25 protein-coding genes and 5 tRNA genes are annotated in these 25,446 nt (G+C 59.1%); 5 read left to right on the top strand and 25 right to left on the bottom strand.

All coding sequences use genetic code 11. The features are described 5' to 3' along the window. Nucleotides 1–18 precede the first annotated feature (18 nt). The 5 genes from K349_RS0109170 to K349_RS0109190 form a co-directional block, all read right to left on the bottom strand. Nucleotides 19–93 (bottom strand) — tRNA-Cys (locus K349_RS0109170). 12 nt (nucleotides 94–105) lie between these two features. After that, a tRNA-Gly gene (locus K349_RS0109175) sits at nucleotides 106–180 on the bottom strand. Nucleotides 181–195: 15 nt separating this feature from the next. After that, nucleotides 196–271: transfer RNA gene (locus K349_RS0109180), tRNA-Phe, on the bottom strand. Nucleotides 272–287: 16 nt separating this feature from the next. Further along, nucleotides 288–365: transfer RNA gene (locus K349_RS0109185), tRNA-Asp, on the bottom strand. A 29-nt stretch (nucleotides 366–394) separates the two neighbouring features. Further along, nucleotides 395–469, bottom strand: a tRNA-Val gene (locus tag K349_RS0109190). A 168-nt stretch (nucleotides 470–637) separates the two neighbouring features. Here K349_RS0109190 and K349_RS0109195 point away from each other — a divergent pair. The 3 genes from K349_RS0109195 (at nucleotide 638) to K349_RS0109205 (ending at nucleotide 2,243) form a co-directional block, all read left to right on the top strand. Beyond that, nucleotides 638–1,603, top strand: coding sequence for a tyrosine-type recombinase/integrase (locus tag K349_RS0109195; RefSeq protein WP_029165539.1), 966 nt, complete (start codon nucleotides 638–640; stop codon nucleotides 1,601–1,603). 6 nt (nucleotides 1,604–1,609) lie between these two features. Then, a complete protein-coding gene (locus K349_RS19160; protein ID WP_157367349.1) occupies nucleotides 1,610–1,762 on the top strand; it encodes a hypothetical protein in 153 nt (50 codons plus the stop codon). Nucleotides 1,763–1,967: 205 nt separating this feature from the next. After that, on the top strand, nucleotides 1,968–2,243 hold the full coding sequence (locus K349_RS0109205; protein WP_029165540.1) for a hypothetical protein: 276 nt from the start codon (nucleotides 1,968–1,970) through the stop codon (nucleotides 2,241–2,243). A 223-nt stretch (nucleotides 2,244–2,466) separates the two neighbouring features. Here K349_RS0109205 and K349_RS0109215 read toward each other — a convergent pair whose 3' ends face one another. The 10 genes from K349_RS0109215 to K349_RS0109270 form a co-directional block, all read right to left on the bottom strand. Next, nucleotides 2,467–2,793 (bottom strand): hypothetical protein, encoded by a 327-nt coding sequence (locus K349_RS0109215; protein WP_029165542.1) that lies wholly within the window; start codon nucleotides 2,791–2,793, stop codon nucleotides 2,467–2,469. After that, complete coding sequence (locus K349_RS0109220; RefSeq protein WP_029165543.1) at nucleotides 2,786–3,139, bottom strand: hypothetical protein; 354 nt, start codon at nucleotides 3,137–3,139, stop codon at nucleotides 2,786–2,788. The genes K349_RS0109215 and K349_RS0109220 overlap by 8 nt, the downstream gene beginning before the upstream one ends. 358 nt (nucleotides 3,140–3,497) lie before the next feature. Continuing rightward, nucleotides 3,498–4,666 (bottom strand): IS3 family transposase gene (locus tag K349_RS18770; protein ID WP_476726740.1). Its coding sequence is split into 2 segments (ribosomal slippage): nucleotides 3,498–4,393 and nucleotides 4,393–4,666, totalling 1,170 coding nucleotides; the frame shifts between segments, so codons are not numbered across the junction. A 58-nt stretch (nucleotides 4,667–4,724) separates the two neighbouring features. Next, entirely contained in the window at nucleotides 4,725–5,327 is a 603-nt protein-coding gene (locus K349_RS0109240; RefSeq protein ID WP_029165544.1) for a hypothetical protein, read from the bottom strand. Between the two features lies 1 nt (nucleotide 5,328). Beyond that, nucleotides 5,329–5,607, bottom strand: a complete 279-nt coding sequence (locus K349_RS19165) for a hypothetical protein (RefSeq protein WP_157367350.1) — start codon at nucleotides 5,605–5,607, stop codon at nucleotides 5,329–5,331. Nucleotides 5,608–5,840: 233 nt separating this feature from the next. Continuing rightward, a complete protein-coding gene (locus tag K349_RS0109250) occupies nucleotides 5,841–6,200 on the bottom strand; it encodes a hypothetical protein (RefSeq protein ID WP_029165546.1) in 360 nt (119 codons plus the stop codon). 148 nt (nucleotides 6,201–6,348) lie between these two features. After that, nucleotides 6,349–7,713 (bottom strand): DNA primase family protein, encoded by a 1,365-nt coding sequence (locus tag K349_RS16940; protein WP_029165547.1) that lies wholly within the window; start codon nucleotides 7,711–7,713, stop codon nucleotides 6,349–6,351. Further along, nucleotides 7,713–8,354: a phage NrS-1 polymerase family protein gene (locus K349_RS0109260; protein WP_157367351.1), complete on the bottom strand. Its 642-nt coding sequence runs from the start codon at nucleotides 8,352–8,354 to the stop codon at nucleotides 7,713–7,715. Before K349_RS0109260 ends, K349_RS16940 begins: the two co-directional genes overlap by 1 nt. A gap of 179 nt (nucleotides 8,355–8,533) precedes the next feature. Next, nucleotides 8,534–8,923, bottom strand: coding sequence for a hypothetical protein (locus K349_RS0109265; RefSeq protein WP_029165549.1), 390 nt, complete (start codon nucleotides 8,921–8,923; stop codon nucleotides 8,534–8,536). A gap of 82 nt (nucleotides 8,924–9,005) precedes the next feature. Continuing rightward, on the bottom strand, nucleotides 9,006–9,218 hold the full coding sequence (locus tag K349_RS0109270; RefSeq protein ID WP_029165550.1) for a helix-turn-helix domain-containing protein: 213 nt from the start codon (nucleotides 9,216–9,218) through the stop codon (nucleotides 9,006–9,008). A gap of 86 nt (nucleotides 9,219–9,304) precedes the next feature. Between K349_RS0109270 and K349_RS0109275 the strand changes: the two genes are divergently transcribed. Next, nucleotides 9,305–10,312, top strand: coding sequence for a hypothetical protein (locus K349_RS0109275; protein ID WP_029165551.1), 1,008 nt, complete (start codon nucleotides 9,305–9,307; stop codon nucleotides 10,310–10,312). Between the two features lie 279 nt (nucleotides 10,313–10,591). Here K349_RS0109275 and K349_RS0109285 read toward each other — a convergent pair whose 3' ends face one another. The 9 genes from K349_RS0109285 to K349_RS0109335 form a co-directional block, all read right to left on the bottom strand. Continuing rightward, on the bottom strand, nucleotides 10,592–11,959 hold the full coding sequence (locus K349_RS0109285; protein ID WP_029165552.1) for a GH1 family beta-glucosidase: 1,368 nt from the start codon (nucleotides 11,957–11,959) through the stop codon (nucleotides 10,592–10,594). 62 nt (nucleotides 11,960–12,021) lie between these two features. Continuing rightward, the gene (locus K349_RS0109290; protein WP_157367352.1) at nucleotides 12,022–12,981 is read right to left on the bottom strand and encodes an ABC transporter permease; all 960 of its coding nucleotides are present in this window, start codon (nucleotides 12,979–12,981) and stop codon (nucleotides 12,022–12,024) included. A 17-nt stretch (nucleotides 12,982–12,998) separates the two neighbouring features. After that, nucleotides 12,999–14,501: a sugar ABC transporter ATP-binding protein gene (locus tag K349_RS0109295; protein WP_211240352.1), complete on the bottom strand. Its 1,503-nt coding sequence runs from the start codon at nucleotides 14,499–14,501 to the stop codon at nucleotides 12,999–13,001. Between the two features lie 125 nt (nucleotides 14,502–14,626). Continuing rightward, nucleotides 14,627–15,562, bottom strand: a complete 936-nt coding sequence (locus K349_RS0109300) for a galactose ABC transporter substrate-binding protein (protein WP_029165555.1) — start codon at nucleotides 15,560–15,562, stop codon at nucleotides 14,627–14,629. A gap of 202 nt (nucleotides 15,563–15,764) precedes the next feature. After that, on the bottom strand, nucleotides 15,765–17,372 hold the full coding sequence (locus tag K349_RS0109310) for a UDP-glucose--hexose-1-phosphate uridylyltransferase (protein ID WP_051464310.1): 1,608 nt from the start codon (nucleotides 17,370–17,372) through the stop codon (nucleotides 15,765–15,767). Between the two features lie 6 nt (nucleotides 17,373–17,378). After that, nucleotides 17,379–18,356 carry a UDP-glucose 4-epimerase GalE gene (gene galE / locus K349_RS0109315; protein WP_029165557.1) on the bottom strand — a complete coding sequence of 326 codons (978 nt, stop codon included), beginning with the start codon at nucleotides 18,354–18,356 and terminating at the stop codon, nucleotides 17,379–17,381. A gap of 794 nt (nucleotides 18,357–19,150) precedes the next feature. After that, the gene (locus K349_RS0109325; RefSeq protein ID WP_029165559.1) at nucleotides 19,151–20,464 is read right to left on the bottom strand and encodes a TRAP transporter large permease; all 1,314 of its coding nucleotides are present in this window, start codon (nucleotides 20,462–20,464) and stop codon (nucleotides 19,151–19,153) included. Between the two features lie 9 nt (nucleotides 20,465–20,473). Next, nucleotides 20,474–21,025 carry a TRAP transporter small permease subunit gene (locus K349_RS16945; RefSeq protein WP_245588035.1) on the bottom strand — a complete coding sequence of 184 codons (552 nt, stop codon included), beginning with the start codon at nucleotides 21,023–21,025 and terminating at the stop codon, nucleotides 20,474–20,476. Between the two features lie 85 nt (nucleotides 21,026–21,110). Beyond that, a complete protein-coding gene (locus K349_RS0109335) occupies nucleotides 21,111–22,169 on the bottom strand; it encodes a TRAP transporter substrate-binding protein (RefSeq protein ID WP_029165561.1) in 1,059 nt (352 codons plus the stop codon). Between the two features lie 865 nt (nucleotides 22,170–23,034). Between K349_RS0109335 and K349_RS0109340 the strand changes: the two genes are divergently transcribed. Next, nucleotides 23,035–24,240, top strand: a complete 1,206-nt coding sequence (locus K349_RS0109340) for a galactokinase (RefSeq protein WP_029165562.1) — start codon at nucleotides 23,035–23,037, stop codon at nucleotides 24,238–24,240. Nucleotides 24,241–24,323: 83 nt separating this feature from the next. Here K349_RS0109340 and K349_RS0109345 read toward each other — a convergent pair whose 3' ends face one another. Next, nucleotides 24,324–25,403 (bottom strand): aldose epimerase family protein, encoded by a 1,080-nt coding sequence (locus K349_RS0109345; protein ID WP_029165563.1) that lies wholly within the window; start codon nucleotides 25,401–25,403, stop codon nucleotides 24,324–24,326. Nucleotides 25,404–25,446: the final 43 nt, after the last annotated feature.

Genomic DNA, 25,446 nt, shown 5'->3' on the forward strand with positions numbered 1-25,446 from the left:
TTGGTTGAGTCTATTTTCTGGAGGCGGCACCCGGATTCGAACCGGGGGATAAAGGATTTGCAGTCCTCTGCCTTACCACTTGGCTATGCCGCCTCGGGAAGTTCCTGGAGCGGAAAACGGGATTCGAACCCGCGACCCCAACCTTGGCAAGGTTGTGCTCTACCGCTGAGCTATTTCCGCACCTCAAAGGAAAAATGGTGGCGAGACCCAGAGTTGAACTGGGGACACGCGGATTTTCAGTCCGCTGCTCTACCTACTGAGCTATCTCGCCGATCGGGCGAAAAAAATGGCGGGGCTGACGAGACTTGAACTCGCGACCTCCGACGTGACAGGCCGGCGCTCTAACCGTACTGAGCTACAACCCCGCATACTGCCGTTGCCATAAAACTCTTGTTGGTGGGCGGAATTGGGTTCGAACCAACGACCCCCTGCTTGTAAGGCAGGTGCTCTTCCGCTGAGCTATCCGCCCCCATGCCCACCGACGCGAGGCATAGTATATCGAGCCGCGGCAGGGATGTCAACACCTTTGCGACAAATTTCGTTTCCCCTTGCGACAGTTTATTTTCCCCCTTGGCAGATGCTCAAAATTCGGCGGTTTTTTCCTCCAGGGACATTGACATTCAAAGGAGTGAACCCCGTGAAAGCTGCCAGAATCGCGCACATTTCCCAAAGAGCCCCGGAATCGTGGCAAGATGCCATGTCCCGGTTTCTCTCTCTCCGGAAGGCACAAGGCGCCGCACCGCGAACTCTCCGAGGATATGAGGAGAATGTCCGCGCCTTCTTCCGCCGATATCCCACGGCATGGAGCCCCGCTTGCCGTGATTGCCTGCTGGACTACCTCGCACAGGACGGCATCAGCCCCGCCACGTACAACGTCCGGCTCAAGGTGCTGCACCCTTTCTTCCGGTTCTGCGTGAGCCAAGGCATCTTCGACGAGTCCCCCGCCGAGGGATTGAAATATCGCCGCCAGGAGCCCCGCATCGTGGACCACGACACGGACGACCTCCGAAAGGTGCTGTCCGCCATACCGGAAGACACCTTTGCCGGGCTCAGGGACAAGGCGCTCTTCCTTCTCTCACTCGATTGCGGCATTCGCCCTTCGGAGGCGCTCCAGCTTCTCCCCTCAGACATCGACCTTTCCGCTTGCCGCGCCCGCATCCGCGCCGCCACCTCGAAGACGCGGACAGGAAGAACGGTCTTCTTCTCGGACCACGTGAAGACACTCTTGGAACGTCTGCTTGCCGCACGCCCGGAAGAATGGAATGAGGGGAAAGCTCCCGTCTTCTGCACCTCCTACGGCGCGTCGATGGACACCCACGCATGGACGGTCCAACTCCGCCGCTACGCCCAGAAGGCGGGGCTCTCCCGCTTCTCCGCCTACGACCTGCGCCACCAGCACGCCATCGACTACCTTCGGAATGGTGGCGATGTCATGACGCTCCAGAAGGGGATGGGGCATGCCACCCTGGACATGACCAGGCAATACCTCGCGCTCTCGGACGACGACCTCCGGACCTCGCACGACAGAGCATCCCCGGTCAATGCCCTGCTCCAGAAAGAAGAACCCCGGAAGCGCATGGGGAAGTTGCGAGAAAGGAGGTGAAGAGGCATGAAACCGAGCTATTGCATCAACGACGGCGTGTCGAGTTGCCGAGAGTGCGCATTTGTCAACTACGGGCTTGATTGTATGAATCAGCGAGTCCGGGATGACGAAGAGGAGGAGATCCCCGAGTGCGATTGCGACGAGAGCCTGATACCGTAGGGATACCCTATCTATACGGTATGTGCCGCGCATACGACGGGATCACGACCAGATCAGCATTCACAAGGGCTCTCGCGCTACATGCCCGTAAATCGACGCAGATGCCCTTATTTCACACGGGCATTTGGGGAGGTTTCTTTATCGAGAGACGGCGGATTAGGTGCCGCGTGGCGCGGCGTGGCGGAATGAGGAAAGGAGAATCGGCATGACGATCAACGAAGTGGACGAGATTCTAGACCGGATCAGCCTTTGCCGGGAGCCGTTGCACATCCTGCTTGACCATCTTTTGGACGTTCTAGATGAATGGAAAGTCTTCCCGGAAGGTCCAAGGCGTGATGAATTCTACCGACACATAAAGTTGTGCAGGCTCGTCGCCCGGGAGATGGCGAGGCTGCAAGAGGACGTTGCTTCACTTTGTCACAAGACAGAAGCACAGCCTTTTGAGTCGAAAATGGTTTCCGTCATTGAACCTGAAATCTAAAATGTGAACCATAATTTCTCAGTTTTAACCGGGGAAGTCGGCGCGGTGTTTCCGACCCCTGTCGTTTTCGCCAGGAAGGACCCGCGCCACAACGGGGAGGAGAAAAAAGCCTCCTCCCCGGTTCTCTTTCGTCTCCCCAAGGGGCATCTGCTCCAAAGGCTTCCGTCCCGCATCGTCTCTTCTCGCTCCACGTCTGAGCCCCACGCCCGGAGAGACTCGGGGCTTAGCGCGAGTCCGCCTCCGCCAGTGCCCCGCACAGCCGTTCCTCTGCCCTTCGGAGTTCGGAGGCGTGAAAAGGATCACGCTCCCCGCGCCAGTGCCGCGCTTCAAGAAGCTCTCGGTCCTCCCGGCTGAGAGAGGAAAGCGCTTCCCTCATGCGATCACAGCGTCGCGTGAGGAACTCCACCTCTTTCTCCACGCGCTCCGTTTTCGGGAGCTTCGACAAAAGCGCCAGGGATCTCTCGTCCTTTGGAAACCGCCGGAGCAGGTAGACCGCCTCCGCGATCTCATCCGATGCGAACTTGCCCAGAAGCGCCCGTATCTTATTCACGCGGCAGCACCTTCCTTCCAACAGCCCTCTTCGTAAACCTCGCCAGTGCGGCGGCTCCGCCTCGTGGAAGGCGGTCGTCCGTCAGATACGCCTCGACAGCCATCCGGTCTTTCTGTGGGAGTTCGTGGATCATCTCAGCCAATGCGCGGATTCCCGGGAGGACCTTTTCGAGTCCTTCCCTTGTCTCCGCGTGCTGGTTCTGGAGGAAATACGCCTCGCCACCCTTGACGATTTCGCCGAGACGTGGATTGCGGACGAGGGGCAATGCCGCGAGCCTGTCCAGGAGCCGGAGCGCGGCGAGGATGTCCGGAGCCAGAAGGCGCAGCGCCCAAAGCGGAACGTCCACGGCGTGCCTCCTTTTTTATCGAAGCGTGTGTGCGGTTTTTTCCCCTCAACCCGGTGCTCGCGAAAATTGAGCTGAGGGGAAAACCTCTGTGCGTCGCCTCTAGGGCTTTTGCTTCTTCGCCGGTGCCCCCTCCAGCAGCAATTCCAGATCCTTCCGCCGCCCTTCAGGAAGCGCCGAAAGGTAAAGGTCACGCTCCCCGAGGTTCATCGTGCGGAGACGCGCTGCCTCTGCCTCAAGTCGGATCTTTCGCTCCGCTTCAATGCGCTTTTGCTCAGCCTCAAACGCAGCCGCTTGTGCCCGGCTCACAATGGATTGTGGGGTCGGTCGTCAATAGCGGACACCAAAATATGTAAGCAGCCTACTGCTCTTTGAAAAATTGTTTCTCATAGGCGGCAGGGGAGAGATAACCAAGTCTCTTCTGCCGTCGCTGCCGATTGTAAAAGATTTCGATGTACGTCGTGATCTGCCGTATAGCTTCCTGCCGGGTTTCGTAACGGCAATGATGAACGAGTTCGTTTTTCAGCACACCCCAGAAACTCTCAATGGGCGCGTTGTCATAGCAGTTCCCACGGCGGCTCATCGATGCCCGCATTTTGAACTGGTCAAGGAGTTTTCGGTAGCCCGCGGCGCAGTACTGACTGCCACGGTCGGAATGATGAATCAAACCAGCCGCAGGCCTCTTGGCAGCGACAGCGCGAAACAGGGACTGGGTGACCAGATTCTTTGTCATGCGTTCTCCCATGGCGTAGCCCACAATCTCTCCGGTAAAAAGATCCTTGTGACCGGCAAGATATAACCAGCCCTCGGCTGTGGGGATGTAAGTGATATCCGTTACCCAGACTTGATTCGGGGCCTCCGTGACAAAGTTTTGTTCTAAAAGATTTGTGGCAACCGGCAGCTTGTGGTTTGCGTTTGTGGTTGCCTTGAACTTTTTGACCTGTTTGCAGCGAAGCCCCAGTTTCCTGCGAATCCGTTTGATCCGGTGAACTCCAATGTGAACGCCGTGGCAGGCAAGCTCTTTCTGCAGACGTTCCGGACCGTAGGTTTCTTCCGTTCTTTTATGAGCCGCTATGATTTCGAGTTCGAGCCGTTTTTCCTCTTGATTCCGGAGAGAATCCGGTCGTTTCAGCCAGGCGTAGTAGCCACTGGTTGAAACCTCCAGAACCCGACATAGCCGAGGAACCGGATACTTCGATCGAAACCGCCTGATTACCGCGTACCGGACAGCGACTCCCGGGCAAAGTACGCGGCGGCTTTTTTTAAGATATCGCGCTCCTGTTTTACTTGAGCAAGCTCTCGTTTGACGCGCTCAAGCTCCTCCTCAACCTGAGTGAGAGGCCGCCGCTCGCCGCCAATATCGGAAAGTTTTCCGGCCTTGTACGCTCTCACCCAGTTTTCCAGGGTCGACTTGGGCAGGGAGAGTTGACGCGATGCTTCATATGCTGTCAAGCCGCCTTCAATGATCATGTTGACGGCTTCATGCCGAAATTCTTTCGAATAGCGACCGTTCGTTGCGTTCTTTGCCATTCAGACACCTCCGTTTTGGTTGGATAGTAACTTTGGTGTCCGATATTTTCAACGTACCTCATTGGGCTTGCTCCTGTGCCTCGGCTGCTCCCGCCTCAGCCGCCTTGAAAAGCCGTGAATCCTCCGCCTGTCGTTCGAGCTGCTCTTCAAAAATGGACACCTTCGCCGCAAGCTCGACGTCGGAAATCACTCGCGGACGATCCGCGTCCAACCACTGAAGAAACCGGAGGAGATGCCGTCCAAATTGCGTCAGTTCCTGCCCCGTTCCTTCGCAATGCGGACAGAGATGCGGAGCTTCCCGCAGAGCAGGGTTTCCCGAGATCCACCCCCGCGCACTGGGACAGCCGTCGCAGGTTGTGAACAATTTAAGCTCCTCGGGAATTCGCTCGCCACGCGCATCTTGGAGCGCGATGCGCTCTTTTCGCCGCACCTCTTCGAGCGCCGCCTCCCGTTCAAGATAGCGCCGCGTATACGCAGCCGCCCGCTCGTTGTGCTCCCGGACCGCCTCGTTGTGGAGAGCGGATTCCTCTATCGCCCACGCCGCTGTGGGCTGTCCTGCTCGCCGTGCAGCGTCCGCCCGCTTCCCCGCAGCATTGAGGCGCTCTTTTGCCTCCTGGTCCATCTCGTCGCCACCAAAACCCAGCCGGTCCCACCAACTCATACTAAACTGCCCCCTTCACGATTTTTGAGATCTCGTCGCCCGTAAGAACGCGGCGATATTCCAGGACCTCTGCCACTGCAAGAATGTCACACCACCAGCGCCGCACCAACCTTGTTGTGACGTTCACCTCCCTTGTGAACATTTTTTCCTGCGACTCCTCCCCGGAGCACCGCGCTCGCATGAGGGATAGCAAGTTTCCGGAGTCCTCCCGGGAGCAATCGAGCAGCTCCTGAAGAGCGGGTTCTGTGCCGGTCCCGTGCAGGAAGAGCACCTCCGCCACGGGACCTGCCAGCAAGGCGACACAGGTTCTTCGCACTGTTTCAGGAATGCCTTCCACGAGGCGCCTTACCGCTTCCCCTGGAGCATCCGCTAAACGGATTCCCCGCGCCCCCTGGACAGCTAAAACCTCCCCGCCTCCGGAAGAGTCGAGGCGCGCCACATAGAGGGGAAGCCCCAACCGAACCCTTGCTACGGAGTGTCCGCTTTCGTGGACCGCCGCGACCGTAACGGGGCTCATGCGCCGTGTCCTTTCTTTCCCGTCTGAGAATAGGAAGGCTCGTCAAGCCACCGAAGAGCCAGCGGAGAGGCGACGAAGGTCGTCCCGTTGTTGTACTGCTTCCATATGAACCCCCACAGGAGCGAGAAGTCTCCGTCAACCGGCGGAAGTGCGATCACGTAAGGACCATCGGTGATGGTGCCTTCCCACGACGATTCGTCAATCACAGCCCTTGCCGCCTGTAGAAAGCTCCGCAGAATCTCCTGTCCGACGTCCTCGTTGCTCGATTTGATCGCCTGATCAACCGTCATCGCACCGTCAAAGTAGTCCACAGGTCCCAACTCGTAGACGTAAAACCCGTTTTCGACCACACTCATAGGAGCCTCCCCTTTCATGCTTTAAAGTCCCGCAGATGACGCATGACGGAAATTGACCGATTTTAGGTAATTACCCTCGTATATCCTCTTCGCGAGCTATTACCTAAAAATGACGATTTTCCGTCATGCGTCATGCTCCCATTCTGCGCTATTCCACCGCTGTGAATGCAAGTCCTTCTACCATGACACCACACATGCCCTTTCGTGCTGTGAATCCCGCCGCTTCGAGCTCTTTCCTGAGCGCTTTGTTTGAGATTACCCGTTCACCGTTGCGCTTCGCCCACTCAACAAAAGCCTCGTGCAACCTCGACAGTGGAACGTCGTGTCCAGGGATTCGCCGCGTCGTGTCATCCAAAAACGAGAGCACAACGCTTTGGTCATCTTGGTACTGCCGCGTCGCCGTACTGACGATGCGCGGTTCCTTCAAGCCGTCCCGTCGCCATTCCCGAAGCCCCGAGAGCGCCCAATTCAGAATCCCGTCCAGCTCTTGCAGGAGCTTGCTCCGCAGTTCCGGATCTCGCCGCTCAGGAGGGAAGGTAACGTTGAAAGGGATGTGTTTGCATCGTCGCCAAAACCCATACGAGGTATCCCGCACGCGGGGAGCACCGTTCGCGGAGTAGACGAGCTTGAACTGTGGTCTGAGCGTGAAGTGCTCCCGAAAGAGGAACCTCACGCGAAGAGAGTCCTCTCCGCTCATCGCCTTCAAAAGCGCGCTGTCGAGCGTTTTGCCGGGCTCCACCTCGGAGCAGAACACGTAACGACAGCCACGGAGCGCCGCGAGTTCGTTTGTTGGTTGGTCTCCGTACTTCACTACGAGCGCGCCCGGTGATAGTGGCGCCGCGTACTCTCCAAGCAGCGCCGCGAGAGTCTCCACAAAAACGCCCTTCCCGTTCGCGCCGAGCCCGGAGAGGAACAAAAAGCACTGCTCCCTCGTTGTTCCCGTCAGCATGTACCCGGCGAATCGTTGCAGATACCCGACAAGCTCCACGTCGCCACCCATCACTTCTAACAGGAACCGCTCCCACCCGGGGCACGTCGCGGCGGAGTCAAAAGAGGCTCCGGCAACCTTGGTCATGAGGTCCCCCGGGCTATGGCGTAGCAGCTCCCCCGTGCGGAGATCGAGCGTTCCGTTCCGGAGATTCAGGAGTTCCGCATCACTGTCAAGCGCTGACTCTTCGACGCGAATTCCAACTTCACTTTTGAGCAGTTTCCCCATCGCAGAAAGCGCCCCTGCGCGCTCGCTTGCCAGTGCCCAATTCGCGAGTGCTTTGCGCCGTTCGGGATTCGCCGTTTCGTCCGCCGCCTGGCGCAGGAGGAGTTCGGGAACATCTTTCGCGAAGCCTAAAATTTCTGAATCGTCGCTGCCGCGCCACCGCGTCCCATCGAAGACGAGCCATCCGATGGACGGACACCAGCGAATCCTGTCTCCGTGGAGAAACGCGAGGCGCTTTGCGTTTCCCATGTCTGTAAAGTGTTCGCCGCCAAGCGCGACGAGTTCGAGGGTTCCCATCATCAGACCGCCACCTTTTGCGCCATGCGCACCAGGTAATCGGCGCGGCGCCCTTTAGCTCGTTCAGCCCTCCCACTGCTCAAAAAGAGCCGGATCATGCGCTCCACGTCGCCTCCGGTCCAGTAGGAGAGGTCTCCCATGAGTGCGTAGTCGGATTCTGACGAGCTTTTGTGCAGAGTCTCGCCGCTCCAAAGCCTGCGGATCGTCGGACCGCGCCTCGACGCGAACATTTGCTCGATGAGCAACGCGTCATCCTGCGGAACATCCCTCAGTGGAAGCCTTGGGAGCAGCGGCTTTGGAGGTTCCAACGCCGCGAGAATGCGCCGCACTCCAATGTCCGCGTTCCGAAATCGCCGGCGACCTTCGAGCACGTCTCCGGTGATCGTGAAAAAACGGCTTCGGAAGTAGAGCTCCACCGATCCCCTCCGACGAGAGGCAAGCTCCCCGGTGTGCCCAAAGAGCACGTGGAGCCCGGTGTCGCTTGGGGAAACCTCGGTGTAAGAGTCCAAATGACCGAGGAAAAGTCGTCCCTCGCTGGAGAGCGGAAGGGCATCATCCAGATCGAGCCCGCCGATGCCGTCGCCGAGCGCAAAGAGAATGCCTTCCCCGCCCCGAAGTGCTGCGGCTACCGCGTCAAAACTCACCCACGTCGAGGAATCTGTGCAGCTCGCGCACGCCGTTCGATCAGCACGGAGCGGGAGCTTGCGCCCTTCTGCGGTGAGCTTCCACAGGGCAAAACGCGGACGGTCGAGGATCTCTCTCGGGAGGTTCTGACGAATCCGCTCCAGGAGAGCGCGAGGTGCGATGTCGATTGGCGGACGCATCAGAACAACCCCAACTGCGCAGGCTCTAGCCGCTTTGGTGGTCGCTTGACGTACCACCATTCCGGCGCGTGCTCCACGCCTTCGACCAGCTCGAAGAAGCGGAGGTCAAAGCAACGCCGCCGTATCCCTGCGATGGTCCGCACGTCCGGTTTTATGTCCCGGAGGTCCGCACGCCACACGAGGCGCCGCGAGTCTTCGTTGATGTAAAGCACCTTCGCCCCAAGGCGGAGTGCCTCCTGGAGCATTGATTCATCGATGGCGTGCCCCTTGCCTCCGAGGACGCGGAGGCGGTCCTTGCTTCGCTCGTGCTTGATCAACGCCTCGCCGCGGAGTTCGAGCACGATCTTTCCGCGATTGCCGTACCAACGTTTTCGGATTATACTTTCCATAGGAGAACCTCCCCCTTCTCCCGGTTCGCTGCCGGGAAGCTTTTGCGCCGCTTTCCCGCTGCAACGGGAGAGCGGCGTTTTTTTATTTCGCGCATCGCGCTATCCCGCGCTCGTCGAACAGCACATCAACGGAAGTTCCGAGCGCCTCGGCGATCTTCTCGCGCTGAGGCACTGTCGCACGAGAAAATCCACGCACCGCTTGATACACATGCGTCCTGTTTCCCCCGACACGTCGATGAAACGCATGGACCGACAGCCCCTTTTCTGCAAGCAGCCTTTCAATAACGGTCCGCACCGAGCCCCACCTCCTTTCGGCTTGCATTGTGGCGTACTAGCACGTATAATGCAGCATAAGATTTGGTCACTTTTGGAGGTGCAAGCGTGAAGGCGTTTCCAAACGACGGGGAGTTCCTCGATGCGCCCATCGAGCCCTGTTTCTTCAACCCGGTTCCGGAAAAAGGTTTCCGGCTCGTGGACGCAGGGACTGAGCTACGGCTGGAGGAGGTGCTTCCCTGCAAGGCTTCGTTGCGCGGCGAAGCCCGAAGTGTAAAGGTCATCGCCATCCCGCGAGGATACGAGGATGTTGATGCTGACCGTTGGTCGGCGAGACGCTTTCCGCTGCTGCTGCCGCAGGGAGGGCTCACACATGCGCGCAACGCCTTTGTCGATAGCCGAAAAACGCCGCTCTTCGTGAGGTTTTCTGAGCTGTCGGACGAGCAAAGCACTCTCACCTTCGCGAACGAATTTGGATGTCTCGTTGCCCACCCAAGCGTGGACCTTCGAGGGGAGCCTGGAGTGGCTCGACTTGAGCCCCTGAGCTTGTGGACGACCGAGGCTGCAAAAGTGCGAGCCGTTATGAACCTGGTGGCGATGTATGAAGACGGAGAGCCACTGCACGAGTACATACGCCACGACCGCGACAATAAGCGATACGTCTTGTGCGCGGAGGGGCTCAAGGCGTACTCCATCCCGTTTGAACCGTCGCTATCGCTGCGAGACGCGATGTATCGCTGTCTCGTAAGGCTGTTTAACGAGGAGCTGAGCGAAAAGCCCGTCGTTGTCTTCCGAGGAATTGAAGAGGGGAAGGTGAAATCCGTCCTCCAGCCGTGCGGGCTCCTCGCCGCAATTTGGCTACAGCTCTCACAGAGCTTTTTCGGAGACGGTCCGGAGGAAATTATTGTTCGCCGCTGCTTTATTACAGGGAAATACTACCCGATTGCAGAGCTTTCGCGCAGATACAAAGGTCCACACGCGGGGAAGTTCTACGATAGGAGGATGTGGCATCGGTTTCTCCAGCAAGAGAGAACCCGCGAAAAGGCACGAGCAGAGGGAAGAGAGGTGACAAAAAACAGGAAGGATAAAACGAGGTTCGTCGTGAGCGACATCTGATGAAGATACTGCGATCTTTCGGAACACGAAAAAAGCGCCCCTCTCGGAGCGCTACGGAAAACTTGACAATTGCCCTGGAGTTTCGGAAACCGCCGAAGTGGTTCAAAAAACCTTGGCAGGAGCACAAAAAAAGGGCTCCCTCATCGGGAACCCAGTGGTTGCAACGATTTTCTTTTTTACCAACGACCCCCTGCTTGTAAGGCAGGTGCTCTTCCGCTGAGCTATCCGCCCCCATGCCCACCGACGCGAGGCATAGTATATCGAGCCGCGGCAGGGATGTCAACACCTTTGCGACAAATTTTCCGTCCGGTGTTCCTCGACGATGCGCTTGTAGAGCCGGGCCGAGTCCTTGGGTATGCGGCGCTGGGTGGGATAGTCCGTGTAGTAGAGACCGAAGCGCTTGGCGAAGCCGAAGGTCCACTCGAAGTTGTCGTAAACGGACCAGGCATAATATCCCCGGACGTCCACACCCTGCTTCACCGCCTCGATCACGGCGCCGAGATGGTCCACCAGGAATTTCTGGCGCTCTTCGTCGTGGACAGCACCGTCCTCCAGGACGTCGTTCCAGGCGGAACCGTTCTCGGTGATGTAGAAGGTTTCGATGGCGTACTCGTCCCGAAGGCGCAGAAGGAGTTCCGTGAGCCCCGAGGGAACGATGCACCAGCCCATGGCGGTACGTGGCCCCGCCGGAGCGTCCACGAGACGCAGGGGAATCGGCCTCGTCGGGTCCGCCACGACGTAGCTGGGGAAGTAGTAGTTCAGGCCGAAGAAGTCGGGCTCGCCCCGCACGGGATCGAGGTCGCCTTCCCGAATTTCGGGCATGCTCTCGGGAACATGGCGGTAGAGGCTTTCGGGATAGCGCCCCCGGAAGAGGGGATCGAGAAAGAGCCGGTCCTCCCAGTCCATGAGCAGTTCCGCGGCAACGCGATCCTCGGGGCGGTCCGTGGCGGGCAGGGCGAGGGTGGTGTTCATGACGATCCCCGCCTTTGCTCCGGGTGCGTAGGCCCGAATGCGGTCCATGGCGAGGACGTGGGCACGGTTGAGCGTGTGGGCGGCATGGTGCGTGAGCCGAAGGTTTTTTCTCCCCGGAGCCTGGCTGCCGTTGTAGTAGCCGTTGAAACAGATGCAATAGGGTTCGTTGAAGGTCACGATCAGGGGAAGCCGGTCACCGAGACGACGGAGCACCGTCTCTGCGTAGTCGGCGAAGTGGTCCGCCACGTCCCGCTCGGGCCATCCGCCGCGGTCCTCCAGTTCCTGGGGAAGGTCCCAGTGGTAGAGGGTGCACATGGGAACGAGCCCTCGCCGAAGGATGCCGTCCACCAGGCGGTCATAGAAATCGAGCCCCCGGGGTTCGACCTCGCCGCATCCTCTGGGGAAAATCCGCGGCCAGGCCACGGAGAAACGGTAGGAATCGATGCCCAGCTCCTTCATGAGGTCCAGGTCTTCCTCCCAGCGATGGTAGTGATCGCACGCCACGTCTCCGTTGTGAGCCTCGTAGACCTTGCCGGGGGTGCGGCAATAGGTGTCCCAGATGGAACACCCCCGGCCGTTGGCCCAGGTGGCTCCCTCGATCTGGTAGGCCGCGGTGGCCACGCCCCAGAGAAAGTCCTTCGGCAGAACCTTCAGGTCCAGCGAATGGTGCGTCATGGTCGTCCTCCTTCGTTTTTCGATGGGGTTCTCCCCGGTGCTGGGGTTTCCGCCGGCGACGCTCAGCGTCGCTTGTGCTTGCTCATGTCGTAGATCACGGCTCCGACGATGATGCATCCCTTGACCACCTGCTGCAGATAGGGGGAGACGCCGAGAAGGATGAGGCCGTTCTCCACCACGGCGAGGATCATGATGCCCGCGACCATGCCGCTCACGGTGCCGAGGCCGCCGCTGTGGCTGATGCCGCCCACGGTGACCGCGGCGATGGCGTCGAGTTCGTACATGTTGCCGTAGGTGGCGTTGCCCGCGGCGGTCCGGGCGGCCATGAGCATGCCCCCGAACGCGGCGAGAAAGGCCGCGATGGTGTAGACCGCCACAAGGTTAAGCTCCACCGCGACTCCGGAGACACGGGCGGCGTTCTCGTTGCCGCCGATGGCGTAGATGTTCTTGCCGAAGGCGGTGTGATTGAGTATCACCCAGACCGCTCCGGCGGCGACGAGAAAATAGATCGCCAAAAGCGGCACGGGTCCGACCATGGCACGCCCCAGAATCATGAAGTCCTCCCGGAGCTGGCTCACGGGAAAGCCCTTGGTGTACATGAGCGCCAACCCCCGGGCCACGGTCATCGCGCCCAGAGTTGCGATGAAGGGGGGGATCTTCGTGTAGGCCACGAAGGCGCCGTTACAGGCACCGATGACAACTCCCACCAACGAGGCGAGGACCACCGCGACGAACACGGGGGGCATGCCGAACTTGCTCACCTCGGGATTCTGGGCGAAACTGGCCGCCACCACCGAGGCGAGGGCCACCACGGATCCGGAGGAAAGATCGATTCCCCTGGAGATGATGACCATGCCGACTCCGAGGGCGATGAGTCCCTTGATGGACCAGGAGGTGAGCATGCTCATGGCGTTGGGCACCGTGAAAAATCCTTCCGTCGTGGCCGAGAAGAAGAGCACCAGCAGGACGAGCACGAGATAGAGGGAGTATTTGTTGAGAATCTGCACGAGTCTGTTTTTCATGAGGATTCCCCTTTTCGTCACACCGCGGTGGCGTATTTCATGATCAATTCCTGGGAGGCGTCCTTCCGCTCCAGAATGGCGGTCTGCCTGCCTTCGTGCATGACCACGATACGGTCGCTCATGCCCAGGATTTCCGGCAGCTCCGAGGAAACGAGAAGGATGGAGTTCCCCTCCGCGGCAAGCTCGGAGATGATCGCATGGATTTCCGCCTTGGCTCCCACGTCAATGCCGCGGGTGGGTTCGTCGAGGATGAGGATGTCCGGTCGAGTGAGGAGCCACCGGGCCACGAGGACTTTCTGTTGATTGCCTCCGCTCAGGTTCTGAATGCGGGTCTCGTAGCTCGGGGTGCGGGTGCGGAGACGTTCGTTGTACTCCCTGGTGTCGGTGCGGATGCGGGTGAAATCGAGCAGTCGCAACGGTTTTTTTACGTAGGAAAGCAGATTGGCGATGATGGTGTTGTCCGTAACGCTCCCCACGCCGATGATACCCGTGCTGCGCCGATCCTCGGTGAGAAAGGCGAGCCCAGCCCGCTTGGCGTCCCGTGGACTGCGGATGCGGGTCTCCCTGCCGTCGATGAGAACGCGTCCCGACGAGATGGGACGAAGGCCGAAGAGGGTCTCCATGAGTTCGGTCCGTCCAGCTCCCACAAGCCCCGCGAAGCCGAGGACCTCGCCTCTGCGGAGATCGAAGGTGACGTTCTCGAAGGCGCCCGGAGAGGAAAGATCCTCCACCCGAAGACGAACATCCCCAAGAGGGACATCCTGCTTGGGGAAAAGACTCGTGAGTTCCCGTCCCACCATCATGCGGATGAGTTCCTCGATGGTGAGGGAGGCCACGTCCCGCTCCCCCACGAACTTGCCGTCCCGAAGAACCGTGACCTCGTCGCAGATGCGAAAGATCTCTTCCATCTTGTGGGAGATGTAGATGATCGCCACACCCTGGGACCGAAGGCGCCGGATGATCTTGAAGAGTTGGGCGATCTCGGTTTCCGTGAGGGACGAGGTGGGCTCATCCATGATGAGCAGCTCCGAGTTGTAGGAGACTGCCTTGGCGATTTCCATCATCTGCATTTTCGCCACGGTGAGATTGCCCGCCCTCTCGCGGGGATCGAGGTTCAGCTCCAGATCCTCGAAGATGGCCCTGGTGCGCACGTACATGGCCTCGGCATCCACGAGGGAAAGCGGTCCGAAGCGCCGCTTTGGAAACCTGCCGAGCCAGATGTTCTCCATGACGGGGCGCTCCGCCACGGGATTGAGTTCCTGATGGATCATGGCGATTCCCTTTGCGAGCGCCACGGAGGGATGGGGGATGCGAAGCTCCTCTCCCTTGAAGAGAATGCGCCCCGAATCCGGGCGGTAAAGACCGAGGAGGCACTTCATCAGGGTGGATTTTCCCGCGCCGTTCTCCCCCATCACGGCGTGGACATGTCCCGGACGAACCCGGAGGCTCACACCGTCCAGGGCCTGGACGCCCGGAAATGCCTTGGAAAGGTTCTCCACTTCCAGAGTGTAGTCGCTCACGGCAGACACCTCCTTTCTTTCGCTCCGTCGTCGTGTCGGTACGGACAGCATTGCAACCACGAAGCAGGCTGCGGAGGACGGACGAAGCCGTCCCCCGCACACCGAGCACCTGGCAACTCGAAGGGCTACAGATCTTCCTTGGTGATCTTCCGGAAGGGGATGCTCGTCTCCGGGGGAAGCTCCTTGCCGGCCATCAGGTCGAGCTGGAGACGCACAAGGGTGCGCCCCAGCTTGTCCGCGTCCTGCAGAACCGTGCCCATCATCTCGCCCTTCTTGACGGAGGCCTGTCCATCCGGCGTTGCATCCACACCGACGACGGGAACGCTTTCGAGCTTGCCCGCGGCGCGGAGCGCCTCGATGACCCCCAGGGCCATTTCGTCGTTATTGCAAATCACCACGTCGAAGTTCTTCGCCACGATGGTCTGCATTTTGTTCTGTGCTTCGGCGCGGGACCACATGGCGGTGTCCTCGTAGACCGCTTCGAGCTTGTAGCCCAGATCCTCAAGCCCCTTTTTCACTCCCGCGGTTCGTTTCACCGTGGCCTCGTGGCCGGGCTCACCCATGAAAAGCACGTACTTGAGGCCGCTCTTCTTGTCCACGCCCTTCGCCTTGAAGTAGGCATCGATCATCTCCGCCTGGATGGGTCCCACGACGGATTCGTCGGAACCCACGTAGAAGGTGTTTTTGCCGTCGATGTATTTGTCCTCGGGACGCTTGTTGAAAAGAATGAGCTTTCTCCCCTTGGCCGCGTCGATGATGGCCGGGGCGGAGGTCGCGTCCACGGGATTGATAATGAGCACCTGGGCCCCCTGGGCGACGAACTGTTCTATCTGGCTGAGCTGTCGGTTCTGGTCCTTCTGGGCGTCCGCGGGAACGGTGGAAAGCCCCTGCTCCTTGGCCTCCGCCTCGATGGCGTTCCGCACAAGGGAGATGAACATATCACTGTTGTCGTACAGAGAATAGTAGACCTTCTTTGCCGCGTCGTCGGCGGCGAACGCCGACGCACCGAGCAGAACCGCCACGAGAAGACCGACTGCAACGATCAGAAAAGAACGTCTCATTTCGGAAACACCCTCCTCACATGGTCATCGGAATTTCCCAAAACCTTGCTCCCGCACTCTCTCTGCACACTTCCCTGAACACAACAGGTCTTCGAGAGCGGAAGAAACGCTTCGTCAACGGAGTTTCGCGAGTTCCCACGGAACCTTGAGGCTATTCCGTCCTCTCTTTCGCGGATGTCCCCCCTTTCAACGCGACGTCGCGCTACGTCTCCGCGTCCATGCAGCCCATTCCATCGCACCGGGCCTTCCAGACGGTCAGAAAGCGCCGCCATCCCCGCAGTCCCTCCTCGTCGGGCTTGAAGACACCGCAGTCCTCCAGCCCCTCCCCAAAAATCCGGGCCACGTCGCGCCGAAGGATCGCCCACGCGTCGGCCCGATCCGCAATCCGCCCAACCCGGGCAAGGAGGTCCTTCGCCCAAGCACGATGCGGAAAGTCGTCGGCCAGGGAAGCCAGGGACACTTCTCCGCGCAGCAGAGAGATCATTCTGTCCAATCCCGCTTCGAGACGAGATGGCAGAATCGCCAACCCCATGACTTCGATGAGCCCGATATTTTCCTTCTTGATGTGGTGCTTGTCCGCATGAACGTGAAAGATGCCGTCAGGGTGCGTTTCGTCACAGCGGTTGTTCCGCAGCACCAGGTCCAGCTCGAACGCCTCATCCCTGCGCCTTCCGATGACGGTGATCGTGTTGTGGCGCTCCCGCTTGCCATTCCACAGCCCCTCGGCGAAAATCCCCAATTTCGGGTCCTCATAGTCGCGCCAGGTCCGGAGCAATGAGCTTCCCAGTCGAACAAGCTCCTCCGAATCGCGCCCCCGAAGCCGCAGGGTGGAAAGAGGCCAGTGGAGAATTTCCGCGGTGATCTCCCCAAGACGCCACTGTTCCAGGACGGAGGCCGTCTCGATGGGAAAGTGCCAGACACCCCCCTGGAAGTGATCATGGCTGAGAATGGAGCCCCCAACGATGGGAAGATCCGCGTTGGAGCCGAGGAACATGTGCGGAAAACGCCGGAGGAAGGCGAGAATGCGCTCGAAGGTGCCCTCGTCGATGCGCATGGGGCGATGTTCTTTCGAGAGGAGAATACAGTGCTGAGGATAGTAGACGTAAGGCGAGAACTGCAAAAACCATCGTTCTCCCGCCAGGTGATCCAGAGGAATCAGCCGATGGTTGCTCCGCTCGGGAAAACCGGGACGCCCCGCGTAGCCCACGTTCTCCACGCAGAGAACACACCGGGGGTATCCTCCCGCAGCGGGCCGTTCCCCCTCGGCACGGATGTCCCGGGGATCTTTTTCCGGCTTGGAGCGGTTGATGGTGATCTGCAGTTCACCGTAGCGCGTGGGCGCGGTCCACGAGAGATCCTGGGCGACCAGATCGGCGCGGACGTAGCGCGTATCCTGGGAGAAGCGGTAGAACCAGTCCACCGCAGCCCGGGCCCCTTCCAAATCAAATCGGCGCCGGAAGGTTTCCACCACTTCCGACGGACGGGGAGTGAGGTACCCCATGACGCGGCTCACGAACTTCTCCGGCGGCAAATCCAGATGGTGCAGCTTTCGTCCAAGGGCAAACCGGCGAAGAAGTTCGATGCTCTCCAGGACATCCAAGTCCGACGGATCCGCCGCATCTCCCTCGTCGGGCTCGTCGAGACCGACGAGGGAGAAAAGGGCATTCGTCGCGGCCAGGTCGTCCAGCTCGCCCAAAAGACCGCAGGACTTCCCCGCAGCTACCAGGGCGCGGATGGCCTGAGTCGCGTCAGCGGTGGAAACGGCCTCGGAAGTGTCCCGAAGGGAGTCGATTCCGTCCTCGACGCTCACGAAAACCTACCCCCACCGTTTTCCGTGCCATCGCCAGGCTGTCTCCACGATGGCATCCAGAGCCGTGTAGCGGGGTTCCCATCCCAGCTCCTCCCGGATGCGCGCCGAGGAAGCCACCAGGCGTGCCGGGTCTCCAGGGCGGCGCGCTCCCTTTTCCACGAGGATGCTCCTTCCCGTGACGCGGCGGCAGGCTTCGACCACCTCCAGGACGGAAAATCCTCTGCCGTTTCCGAGATTGTAGACACTGCTCCTTCGGCCCGAACGAAGGGCGTTCAGGGCCAGGAGATGTGCCTCCACAAGGTCCATGACGTGCACGTAGTCCCGGATGCAGGTTCCGTCTGGGGTGTCATAGTCGTCGCCGAAGATGGTGACGGAGGGACGTCGCCCCATGGCCGCATCGAGAACCAGGGGAATGAGGTGTGTCTCCGGGTCGTGGGCTTCGCCGATGCTTCCGTCCAGGGCGGCCCCGCAAGCGTTGAAATAGCGCAGCGCACTCCAGCGAAGATCGTGGGCGACCGACGTCCAGTGAAGAAGGCGTTCCACCGCCAGTTTCGTCTCACCGTAGGGATTCGTAGGACACTTGAGCGCGTCCTCAGGAATGGGAACCAATTCAGGCTCGCCGTACACCGCCGCCGTGGAGGAAAAAACAAAATTTTCCACACCATGGCGCACCATGGTCTGAAGGAGCCGCAACACACCCTGGAGGTTGTTGTCGTAATAGGCAAGAGGATCGCGCATGCTCTCCCCCACCTGAATGAACGCGGCGAAATGAAACACCGCGTCCACCCGGTGCTCGCGGAAGAGGCACCCCAGCAACGTCGCATCCCGAACGTCGCCCTGAACGAACGGAACGGAGGGGGGGACAAAGTCCCGATGCCCTGTGGAAAGATCGTCCAGAACGAGAACATCCTCGCCTCGCTCCAGAAGGAAACGGACCATGTGACTACCGATATAGCCTGCACCGCCACAGACGAGTACCGCCATGGTGCATTCCTCCTGACGTGACCGGAAACATGAAGTAGAGAGACCCAAAAGGATAACTCTTTTGGGAAAATGTCAATAAAAACGACATCCCTTCCTCTGTCCTGCCCGGGGAAAATTCTTTTTTCTTAAAAATAGCGCAGAAAAAGACCCCGATTCATCACTCTTTCCCAAGACAAAATCCCATCTCCATATCATAAATACCAAAATACTTGCTTGCGCCTTCATGATCAGCAAAAGCGTAACGTTCTCTTCGAAATCTGTCAAGGATACGGGTTGGGCGTGGCGGAAGCGGAACGTTCCCGGCGGAAGGGGAATGTTTCTTTCTTTGGAGAAAACGTCACTTTTCGGGACACGGCGAACTTGAGCGACCTTCCGCAAGTGGAGACGAATGAAAATCACGGCTGGAGACAGTCTGTGTCGGAAAAGAGAAAAAACATCGCGGGAACCCCACCAGGCCGAACGACGACGCTCACGGAAGGGCAAAGGCGACACGCCTCACCATAGTGAAAGAAGAGAAGCGCTGGCCGGGCTTTCCGGCAGATTCGATGCTTCCACCATCCAGACCGGCCAGCGGAAAAACGCCACACTCCGCTGTGTCAGAAGTCGAAACGCTTCGATCCGCGTCCTTTTTCCCTACTCCGCCTCGTTGTCTGCAACCTCCACCGCTGATCGATGCCGAGCCCCTGGGCCGAGCGCCACCCGAAAGGCGGACAAGATCATCCTTCGACAGGATCCTTCTTCGTTTTTCCACACCATCCAGGTTTTCCGGTTCCCGACCCGGCTCAGCGATATCCTCACTTGAAGAGGAGATCGGGAAGCCAGGTGACGACCTTCGGGAAGATGATGCACAGGGCAAGACAGACCAGCTGGGTCACCACGAAGGGCACGATGGAGCGGTAAATGTCGTTCATGGTGACTTCCTTGGGAGCGATTCCCTTCATCATGAACAGCATGGTGCCGAAGGGCGGCGTCAGGTATCCCGTCTGCGTGTTGACGGCGTAGAGCACACCCAGCCACAGAGGGTCAAAGCCGTATAGCGGAAGGATAGGAAGAAGGATGGGAAGGGTGATCATCAGAATGCTCCACGCATCGATGACAAGCCCGAGAAGGAACCAGACGACTTGTATGGCGATCAGCATGGTCCACCAGCCGATCTCATAGGTCTCAACCAGTCGAATGACCATCCGCGAGGCACCCAAACCCATGTAGACGGCCGCAAATGCCTGGGCGGCGAAAAGAATCCACATCATGAAGCCCTGCACCTTTATGGTGGTATAGGCCACGCTTTTGAGCAGCTCCCAGTTCAACCGTCTGTGGATGGCGCTGCACACGAAAGCACCGAAAGCACCCACGGCGGCAGCCTCGGTGGGCGTGGCGATACCCGAATAGATGGAACCCAAAACGGCGGTGATCAGGAGAAGCGGAAGAATGACTCCCTTCAGCGAAGCCACCTTGGCTCCCCAGTCTGACCGCTCCTCCAAGGGAATAGGCGGTCCCAACTCCGGATTCAGATAGCATTTGATCAATATGTACCCGATAATCAGGAGTGAGCACAAGATTCCGGCACTCATTCCTCCGGCGAAGAGGCCACCGATGGAGACCTGGGCAATCGTTCCGTAAAGCACCAACGCGATACTGGGAGGAATGAGCGGCCCCAGAACTCCTCCGGCCAAAATGCACCCCGTGGCGATTCTCTTGTCGTAGCCGCGTTTGAGCATGGCGGGAAGAGCCATGACGCCCATCACCACAACTCCCGTGGAGGCAATGCCGGACATGGCGGCTATGAGCGTGCAGGCAAAGACTGTACCGACCGCCAGGCCTCCTTTGACGCCCCCCGACCACCGGTACATCATCTCGAACAGGTCCTCCGCGACACCGGAACGCTCCAGTACGGTCGCCATGAGGACAAAAAGAGGAGCGGCCACCAGCGTCGTGGTGGACATCATGGAATACGTCCTGGCGACGATGATGAAGAGGGACTCGGGACCCCAGAAGATCGCGGCAAAGACCGTGGCCAGTCCGCCAAGGACGAAGGCGACGGGAAGACCCGAGGCCAAGAGAAGGAACATGCTGCCGAAAAGGAGAATCGAAATGACCCCGATGTCCATGGAAGCACCTCAGCTTTTGACAGCTTCTTCGGTGTCCGCCACCGGCATGAGTTCGCGTCCGGTAACGGCCAGATAGCTGTCCTTGATCGTCTTTGTCATTCCCTGGAGCAACATGAAAAAGGCCGCAAAGGGGATGGTCCACTTGACCGGCCAGACCGGAGGCCCCCAAGTGCTGCTGGAGAATTCCCTCACCAAAAAGCTTGCCCAGGCCCAGGGCAGGCTTTTCCAGAGCATGACGCCCACAAAGACATAGAACATCGTCCAGGTGACAAGGTCGACGATCGCTTGGGTGCGTCTGGAAAACCGCATGTAGAACACCTCGACGTTGACGAACGCATCGTGCCGCAGTGCATAGGCTCCTCCAAGCACGAAGTGCGCTCCATAGAGCATGCAGGACGTCTCATGGGCCCAGATGGTCGGACTGTTAAAGGCATACCTCATGACCACTTCATACACCAACACGAGCATGACCGGATAGACGAGAAAACTGACGATTTTTCCCATCCGGTCGTTCATGGCATCCACAAATCCGATAAAGCCAAGTAAAAATCGCACTTCCATCACCTCGCCAGAAACCTCCGTCGCTAAAATCGGTAAAAAGCCCCCCTCCCCTTGAAAGAGAAGGGGGGGCGCCTCTCGCGTTCGTTTATTCTATATATCCGTAATCCTTCATGAACTGTTTGACGATCTCGACCGCCTTGACAACTCTCGCATCCTTCGGCCCCTGCTCGGCAGCGACCTTGTCCAGGTAGGGCAGGGAGAATTCATTGACGATTCTCTTCACGTCTTCATCGCTAAACTCAATGTACGTGGTGCCCCACTCCTTGAAGGACTTGTTGAACATCTCACGCTCTTCCATGGTGACAGCGTCCATATAATCCGTATTGAAGGCTCGGGCCGCCGTCTCGACAATCATCTGGAGATCTTCCGGCAGGGCATCCCATGCCGCCTTGGACGCCCAGAGTTCCATTCCCTGGGGAACCTGCAGGGCCGGGCCGATGAAATACGGGCACACTTCGTAGAGCTTGAGGTCCCTATAGAGCCACCATGCGGTACCGCTGCCATCGAGGGTGCCCGTGGCGATAGCCATGTAGGTCTCCGGGTGCGGAAGCATGACCGGAGAAGCACCGAAATGTTCCACGAAATCCGACATGGATCCGAAGAACCTCACCTTGAATCCCTTCAGATCTTCCAGGGATTTGATCGGTTTTTTGCTCCAGAAATAGGTGTTGCCCACGCTATGGCTGCCGAGGAATTTAATACCTCGCTCTGCCAGCGCCTCTCCTACCAACGTGTCGATCCCTCTATGATGGAAGAGTTCGTTGAATTCGTCATTGGTCCGGGTAATGAAGGGGGGCATATTGGGCGCGGACACCCAGCCCATGGGAAGAGAACCCCGGAAGAACAACGAGCTGGTATTCGCTATCTGGATCATGTTCCCCTGGAGCGCCGCATCCACTTCCGCATAATCAACAAGCTCTCCGGCGTAATGCAGGCTGATCTTCAGCCTGCCTCCGGACATCTTCTCCACCCTCTCGATAAAGGGCTTGATTGCCTTCTCGACCGCGAGGGAGCCCGGAGTGTGATGGCTCTGGAATTTCCACTTGATTTCCTTCTCCGCAGCCACCGATGGATTGCCGACGGCCAGCAGGCTCAGAAGAAGCACCGCTATCATTCCCAGCACGAGCATTTTCTTGTTCTCCATTCATTTCATCTCCCTTCGGATTAGTTTGATCGGGCTTTTACGGCGTTTTTTCACCTTGCATTCACCACCCCCACCTTTATCGTGATCGTGTGGCCTGAACCGTGACCCCTGGAAAGCAAACGACCTGTCTGCCTAAAGAACAACAGCGAACGATACATAATCTGTCTCCAGTTTACCACCGTATCCGGCCAATACAAGTCACTTGTTTTTACAATACTCTATTGATTTAACACTATAAAACTATCAACCCTGAAGTGTCACGTCAAGCGCAACAGAGCAGAGAGCATGGACGGGAAAGGGCTTCCGGAGTTCCGCGGCAGCCCTGGAAATACGTCGAGGCGACTGTCGAGCGACATCGGGAATTGCTCCTCCGTCATAAAGGAATAGCACCGCGAAGGGCATATCGCCGGAAGACGGTGCTCCTGTGCGGACCGAATTTTGCACACAAGACCCGCCCGTGTTTTGTCTTTTGTCTGGCCGAAGATCGGAGAGGCACGTTTTCCGTTCCTTTGCGCTAAGATAGAGAACAGTTCGTGCCATGGCACTCTTCGTCGCGGCCGGCGTGTGACAGTTCCATTTCCAGCGAAGGACATTCTCTTCTGAACCGTTTGCCTGTTGTCTTTAGACTCTCTGAATAAGGCTACGTCAGCCCCGCAGGACGCCTCGCAGAGCCTGATGCGACCTGAGTCAAGGAAAAGCGAAAGGCCTTTATTCAGGGTTTCCTTTACTTTTGGAAGTTCTTGCGTTTGAAGCGTAGCCTCCACTGAAAAACGGGGAGGGAGCGATCGGGCGCGACGGAAACGAAGTGCTCCCTGAAAAGGAAAACCTTCCGTTTTCCAAAAACATCATCCTTCGGAGGCCGGTCATGACGGAAGAAACAACCCGCGCACTCTTCAAGAAGATCTTCGGCGGTGACACGGGAGAGGTGGTCGTCACCTTCGCCCCTGGGCGCGTCAACCTCATCGGAGAACATACGGATTACAACGGGGGACATGTTTTTCCCTGCGCCATCACTCTGGGAACATGGATGGCGGCACGACTGCGACAAGACCGGACGTTCCGGCTCTACTCCGGCAATGTTCCTCACCAGGGTATCGCGACTTTTTCCATGGATCACATGGAGCGGAGTCCGGGCTCGGACTGGGCGGACTATCCCAAGGGTGTGGTGCGTATTTTCCGGGACGCTGGATTCCCCGTGACACGGGGATTTGACGCGGTCTATCTGGGGGATCTTCCCACCGGAGCGGGACTCTCGTCCTCCGCATCCATCGAGCTGGCCACGGCGACGATGCTCTCCGATCTCTTCGGGCTCGGTCTGGAGGACCAGGCGGGGCGGATTCGCATGGCCCTCCTGGGAAAAGAGACGGAGAATCGCTTCATCGGCGTGCAGTCGGGCATCATGGACCAGTTCGCCATCGCCCTGGGCAGGGCTGGCGCGGCGCTCTTCCTGGACTGCGCGACACTCCGCTACGAGGAAGTGCCTCTCGAACTCGGCGACTGCGATCTTGTCATCATGAACTCCAACGCGCCTCGGGAACTTGCGGGATCCAAGTACAACGAGCGCCGGGAGGAATGCGAACGGGCGCTACAGTCACTTCGAAACGCCGGACTCGCCGTGGGAAGTCTTGGAGAACTGGACGAGGCAACGTTCGAGGCCTGGTCTTCGGCAATCGAAGATCCGATCTGCCGCCGCCGGGCTCGCCACGCAGTCCTGGAAAATCGGCGGACCATCGCCGCAGTGCGGCTGCTGCGCCGGAATGAGTCCGGCGGGGCGGAGCGACTGCGCCGCTTCGGCGCACTCCTCAACGCCTCGCACCTCTCCCTGCAGTTCGACTATGACGTCACGGGACGGGATCTGGACTGTCTTGTGGAATCGGCGTGGCAGCAACGGCCGTGTCTCGGAGCCCGCATGACCGGCGGTGGTTTCGGAGGGTGCGCCATCGCCTTGGTGGAACGCAGCGGATACGAGGAGTTCGTGGAAGCCGTGGGGAAAAGCTACCTGGGCTTCACCGGCAGGGAATGCACATTCCTGCGCACCACCGCAGGCGAGGGTGCCCGCCGCATTTCCTGAACCAGACCGCACCGGGGAAATGCCGCACCTCTTCCAGACCGTCCTTCCCCGGCGGAGGACGCCTTTGGACCATGCTCCCGGTCTCACGTCCCCTGGGGAAAAACCCGGACTACACTGAACCGGTAGACCGTGCGGCTCCGAAAGACCGTTCCGGGACGGAGAATCCGAAGGGGAAGAAAGGGGCTGTTCACCGCATTGGGATACCACTGTGGTTCCAAGGCAATACCCACATGGGGCGCGCTCAAGGCACCGCCGCGGAGACGTTCTCCTTCGGCGATCCATCCTCCCGAGTAGAACACCACGCACGGTTCCGACGTGGTCATTTCGAGCACGCGCCCCGAGGCGGGATCACACAGCCTCACCTGGGGCGCGGAAGGGAATACTCCACCGGAAGCACGCAGCACGAAGGCGTGGTCGTATCCCCTTCCACGCACCACTTGGGGATGTGGACGCTCCAGATTTTTCCGGATTAACACGGAACGCCGGAAATCGAAGGGCGTTCCCTCCACCGGCAACGGCGACTCCGGAAGGTGGTGAGCATCAAGGGGGAGAAACGTCTCGGCGTCGATGCGCAGTTCCTGATCCAGGCCGGAGGCGACGCAGTTTCCGGAGAGATTAAAATAGGCATGGAAGGTCGGGTCGAGGAGCGTCGGACTGTCCGTCTCGCCCTCGTAGTCGATGACGAACACCCCTTCGTCGTCGAGAGTATAGGTGACGCACAGCCGCACTCTCCCCGGATAGCCGCCCTCCCCATCCGGACTCACGGTGCACAGGCGAAGCCCAACCCTGCGGGCTTCACGAAAGGGTTCACTCTTCCAGAGGCGACGGGAGAGGTCGCAGGCGCCGCCATGGAGACAGGCAGTTCCGTCGTTGGCCGTGAGAGAAAAGCTCTTTCCATCAAGCGAGAAGGATGCGCCGGAAATGCGCCCCGCCGTGGGACCGCAAAGGACACCGAACCAGTTGGGGTTTTTCTCGTACCCCGCGAGATCGTCGTAACCAAGCACAACGTTCTGCATCATGCCCTCCCGGTCTGGTGCGAGAAGCTCCACCACCGCTCCGCCATAATTCAGGCACGAGAGAACCAGCCCGCCCCCTTCCAGGCGGTAGAGGGTGACTTTCTCGTTTTTTCCGGTGATCCCGAAGGGATGTTCCGTGACGTTCACGGCAAGGGCACTTCCTTTTGCGGAAAACGCACTCGAAAAAACG

Origin of the sequence: Aminiphilus circumscriptus DSM 16581 (genome assembly GCF_000526375.1) — a bacterium.
In the GTDB taxonomy this organism is placed as follows: Bacteria; Synergistota; Synergistia; order Synergistales; family Aminiphilaceae; genus Aminiphilus; species Aminiphilus circumscriptus.

Coding starts and splice junctions, on each gene's coding strand:
- K349_RS19160 (WP_157367349.1), top strand. CDS start 1,610: ATGAAACCGAGCTATTGCATCAACGACGGCGTGTCGAGTTGCCGAGAG.
- K349_RS0109205 (WP_029165540.1), top strand. CDS start 1,968: ATGACGATCAACGAAGTGGACGAGATTCTAGACCGGATCAGCCTTTGC.
- K349_RS0109240 (WP_029165544.1), bottom strand. CDS start 5,327: ATGAGTTGGTGGGACCGGCTGGGTTTTGGTGGCGACGAGATGGACCAG.
- K349_RS0109250 (WP_029165546.1), bottom strand. CDS start 6,200: ATGAGTGTGGTCGAAAACGGGTTTTACGTCTACGAGTTGGGACCTGTG.
- K349_RS16940 (WP_029165547.1), bottom strand. CDS start 7,713: ATGATGGGAACCCTCGAACTCGTCGCGCTTGGCGGCGAACACTTTACA.
- K349_RS0109265 (WP_029165549.1), bottom strand. CDS start 8,923: ATGGAAAGTATAATCCGAAAACGTTGGTACGGCAATCGCGGAAAGATC.
- K349_RS0109285 (WP_029165552.1), bottom strand. CDS start 11,959: ATGACGCACCATTCGCTGGACCTGAAGGTTCTGCCGAAGGACTTTCTC.
- K349_RS0109290 (WP_157367352.1), bottom strand. CDS start 12,981: ATGAAAAACAGACTCGTGCAGATTCTCAACAAATACTCCCTCTATCTC.
- K349_RS0109300 (WP_029165555.1), bottom strand. CDS start 15,562: ATGAGACGTTCTTTTCTGATCGTTGCAGTCGGTCTTCTCGTGGCGGTT.
- galE (WP_029165557.1), bottom strand. CDS start 18,356: ATGGCGGTACTCGTCTGTGGCGGTGCAGGCTATATCGGTAGTCACATG.
- K349_RS0109325 (WP_029165559.1), bottom strand. CDS start 20,464: ATGGACATCGGGGTCATTTCGATTCTCCTTTTCGGCAGCATGTTCCTT.
- K349_RS16945 (WP_245588035.1), bottom strand. CDS start 21,025: ATGGAAGTGCGATTTTTACTTGGCTTTATCGGATTTGTGGATGCCATG.
- K349_RS0109335 (WP_029165561.1), bottom strand. CDS start 22,169: ATGGAGAACAAGAAAATGCTCGTGCTGGGAATGATAGCGGTGCTTCTT.
- K349_RS0109340 (WP_029165562.1), top strand. CDS start 23,035: ATGACGGAAGAAACAACCCGCGCACTCTTCAAGAAGATCTTCGGCGGT.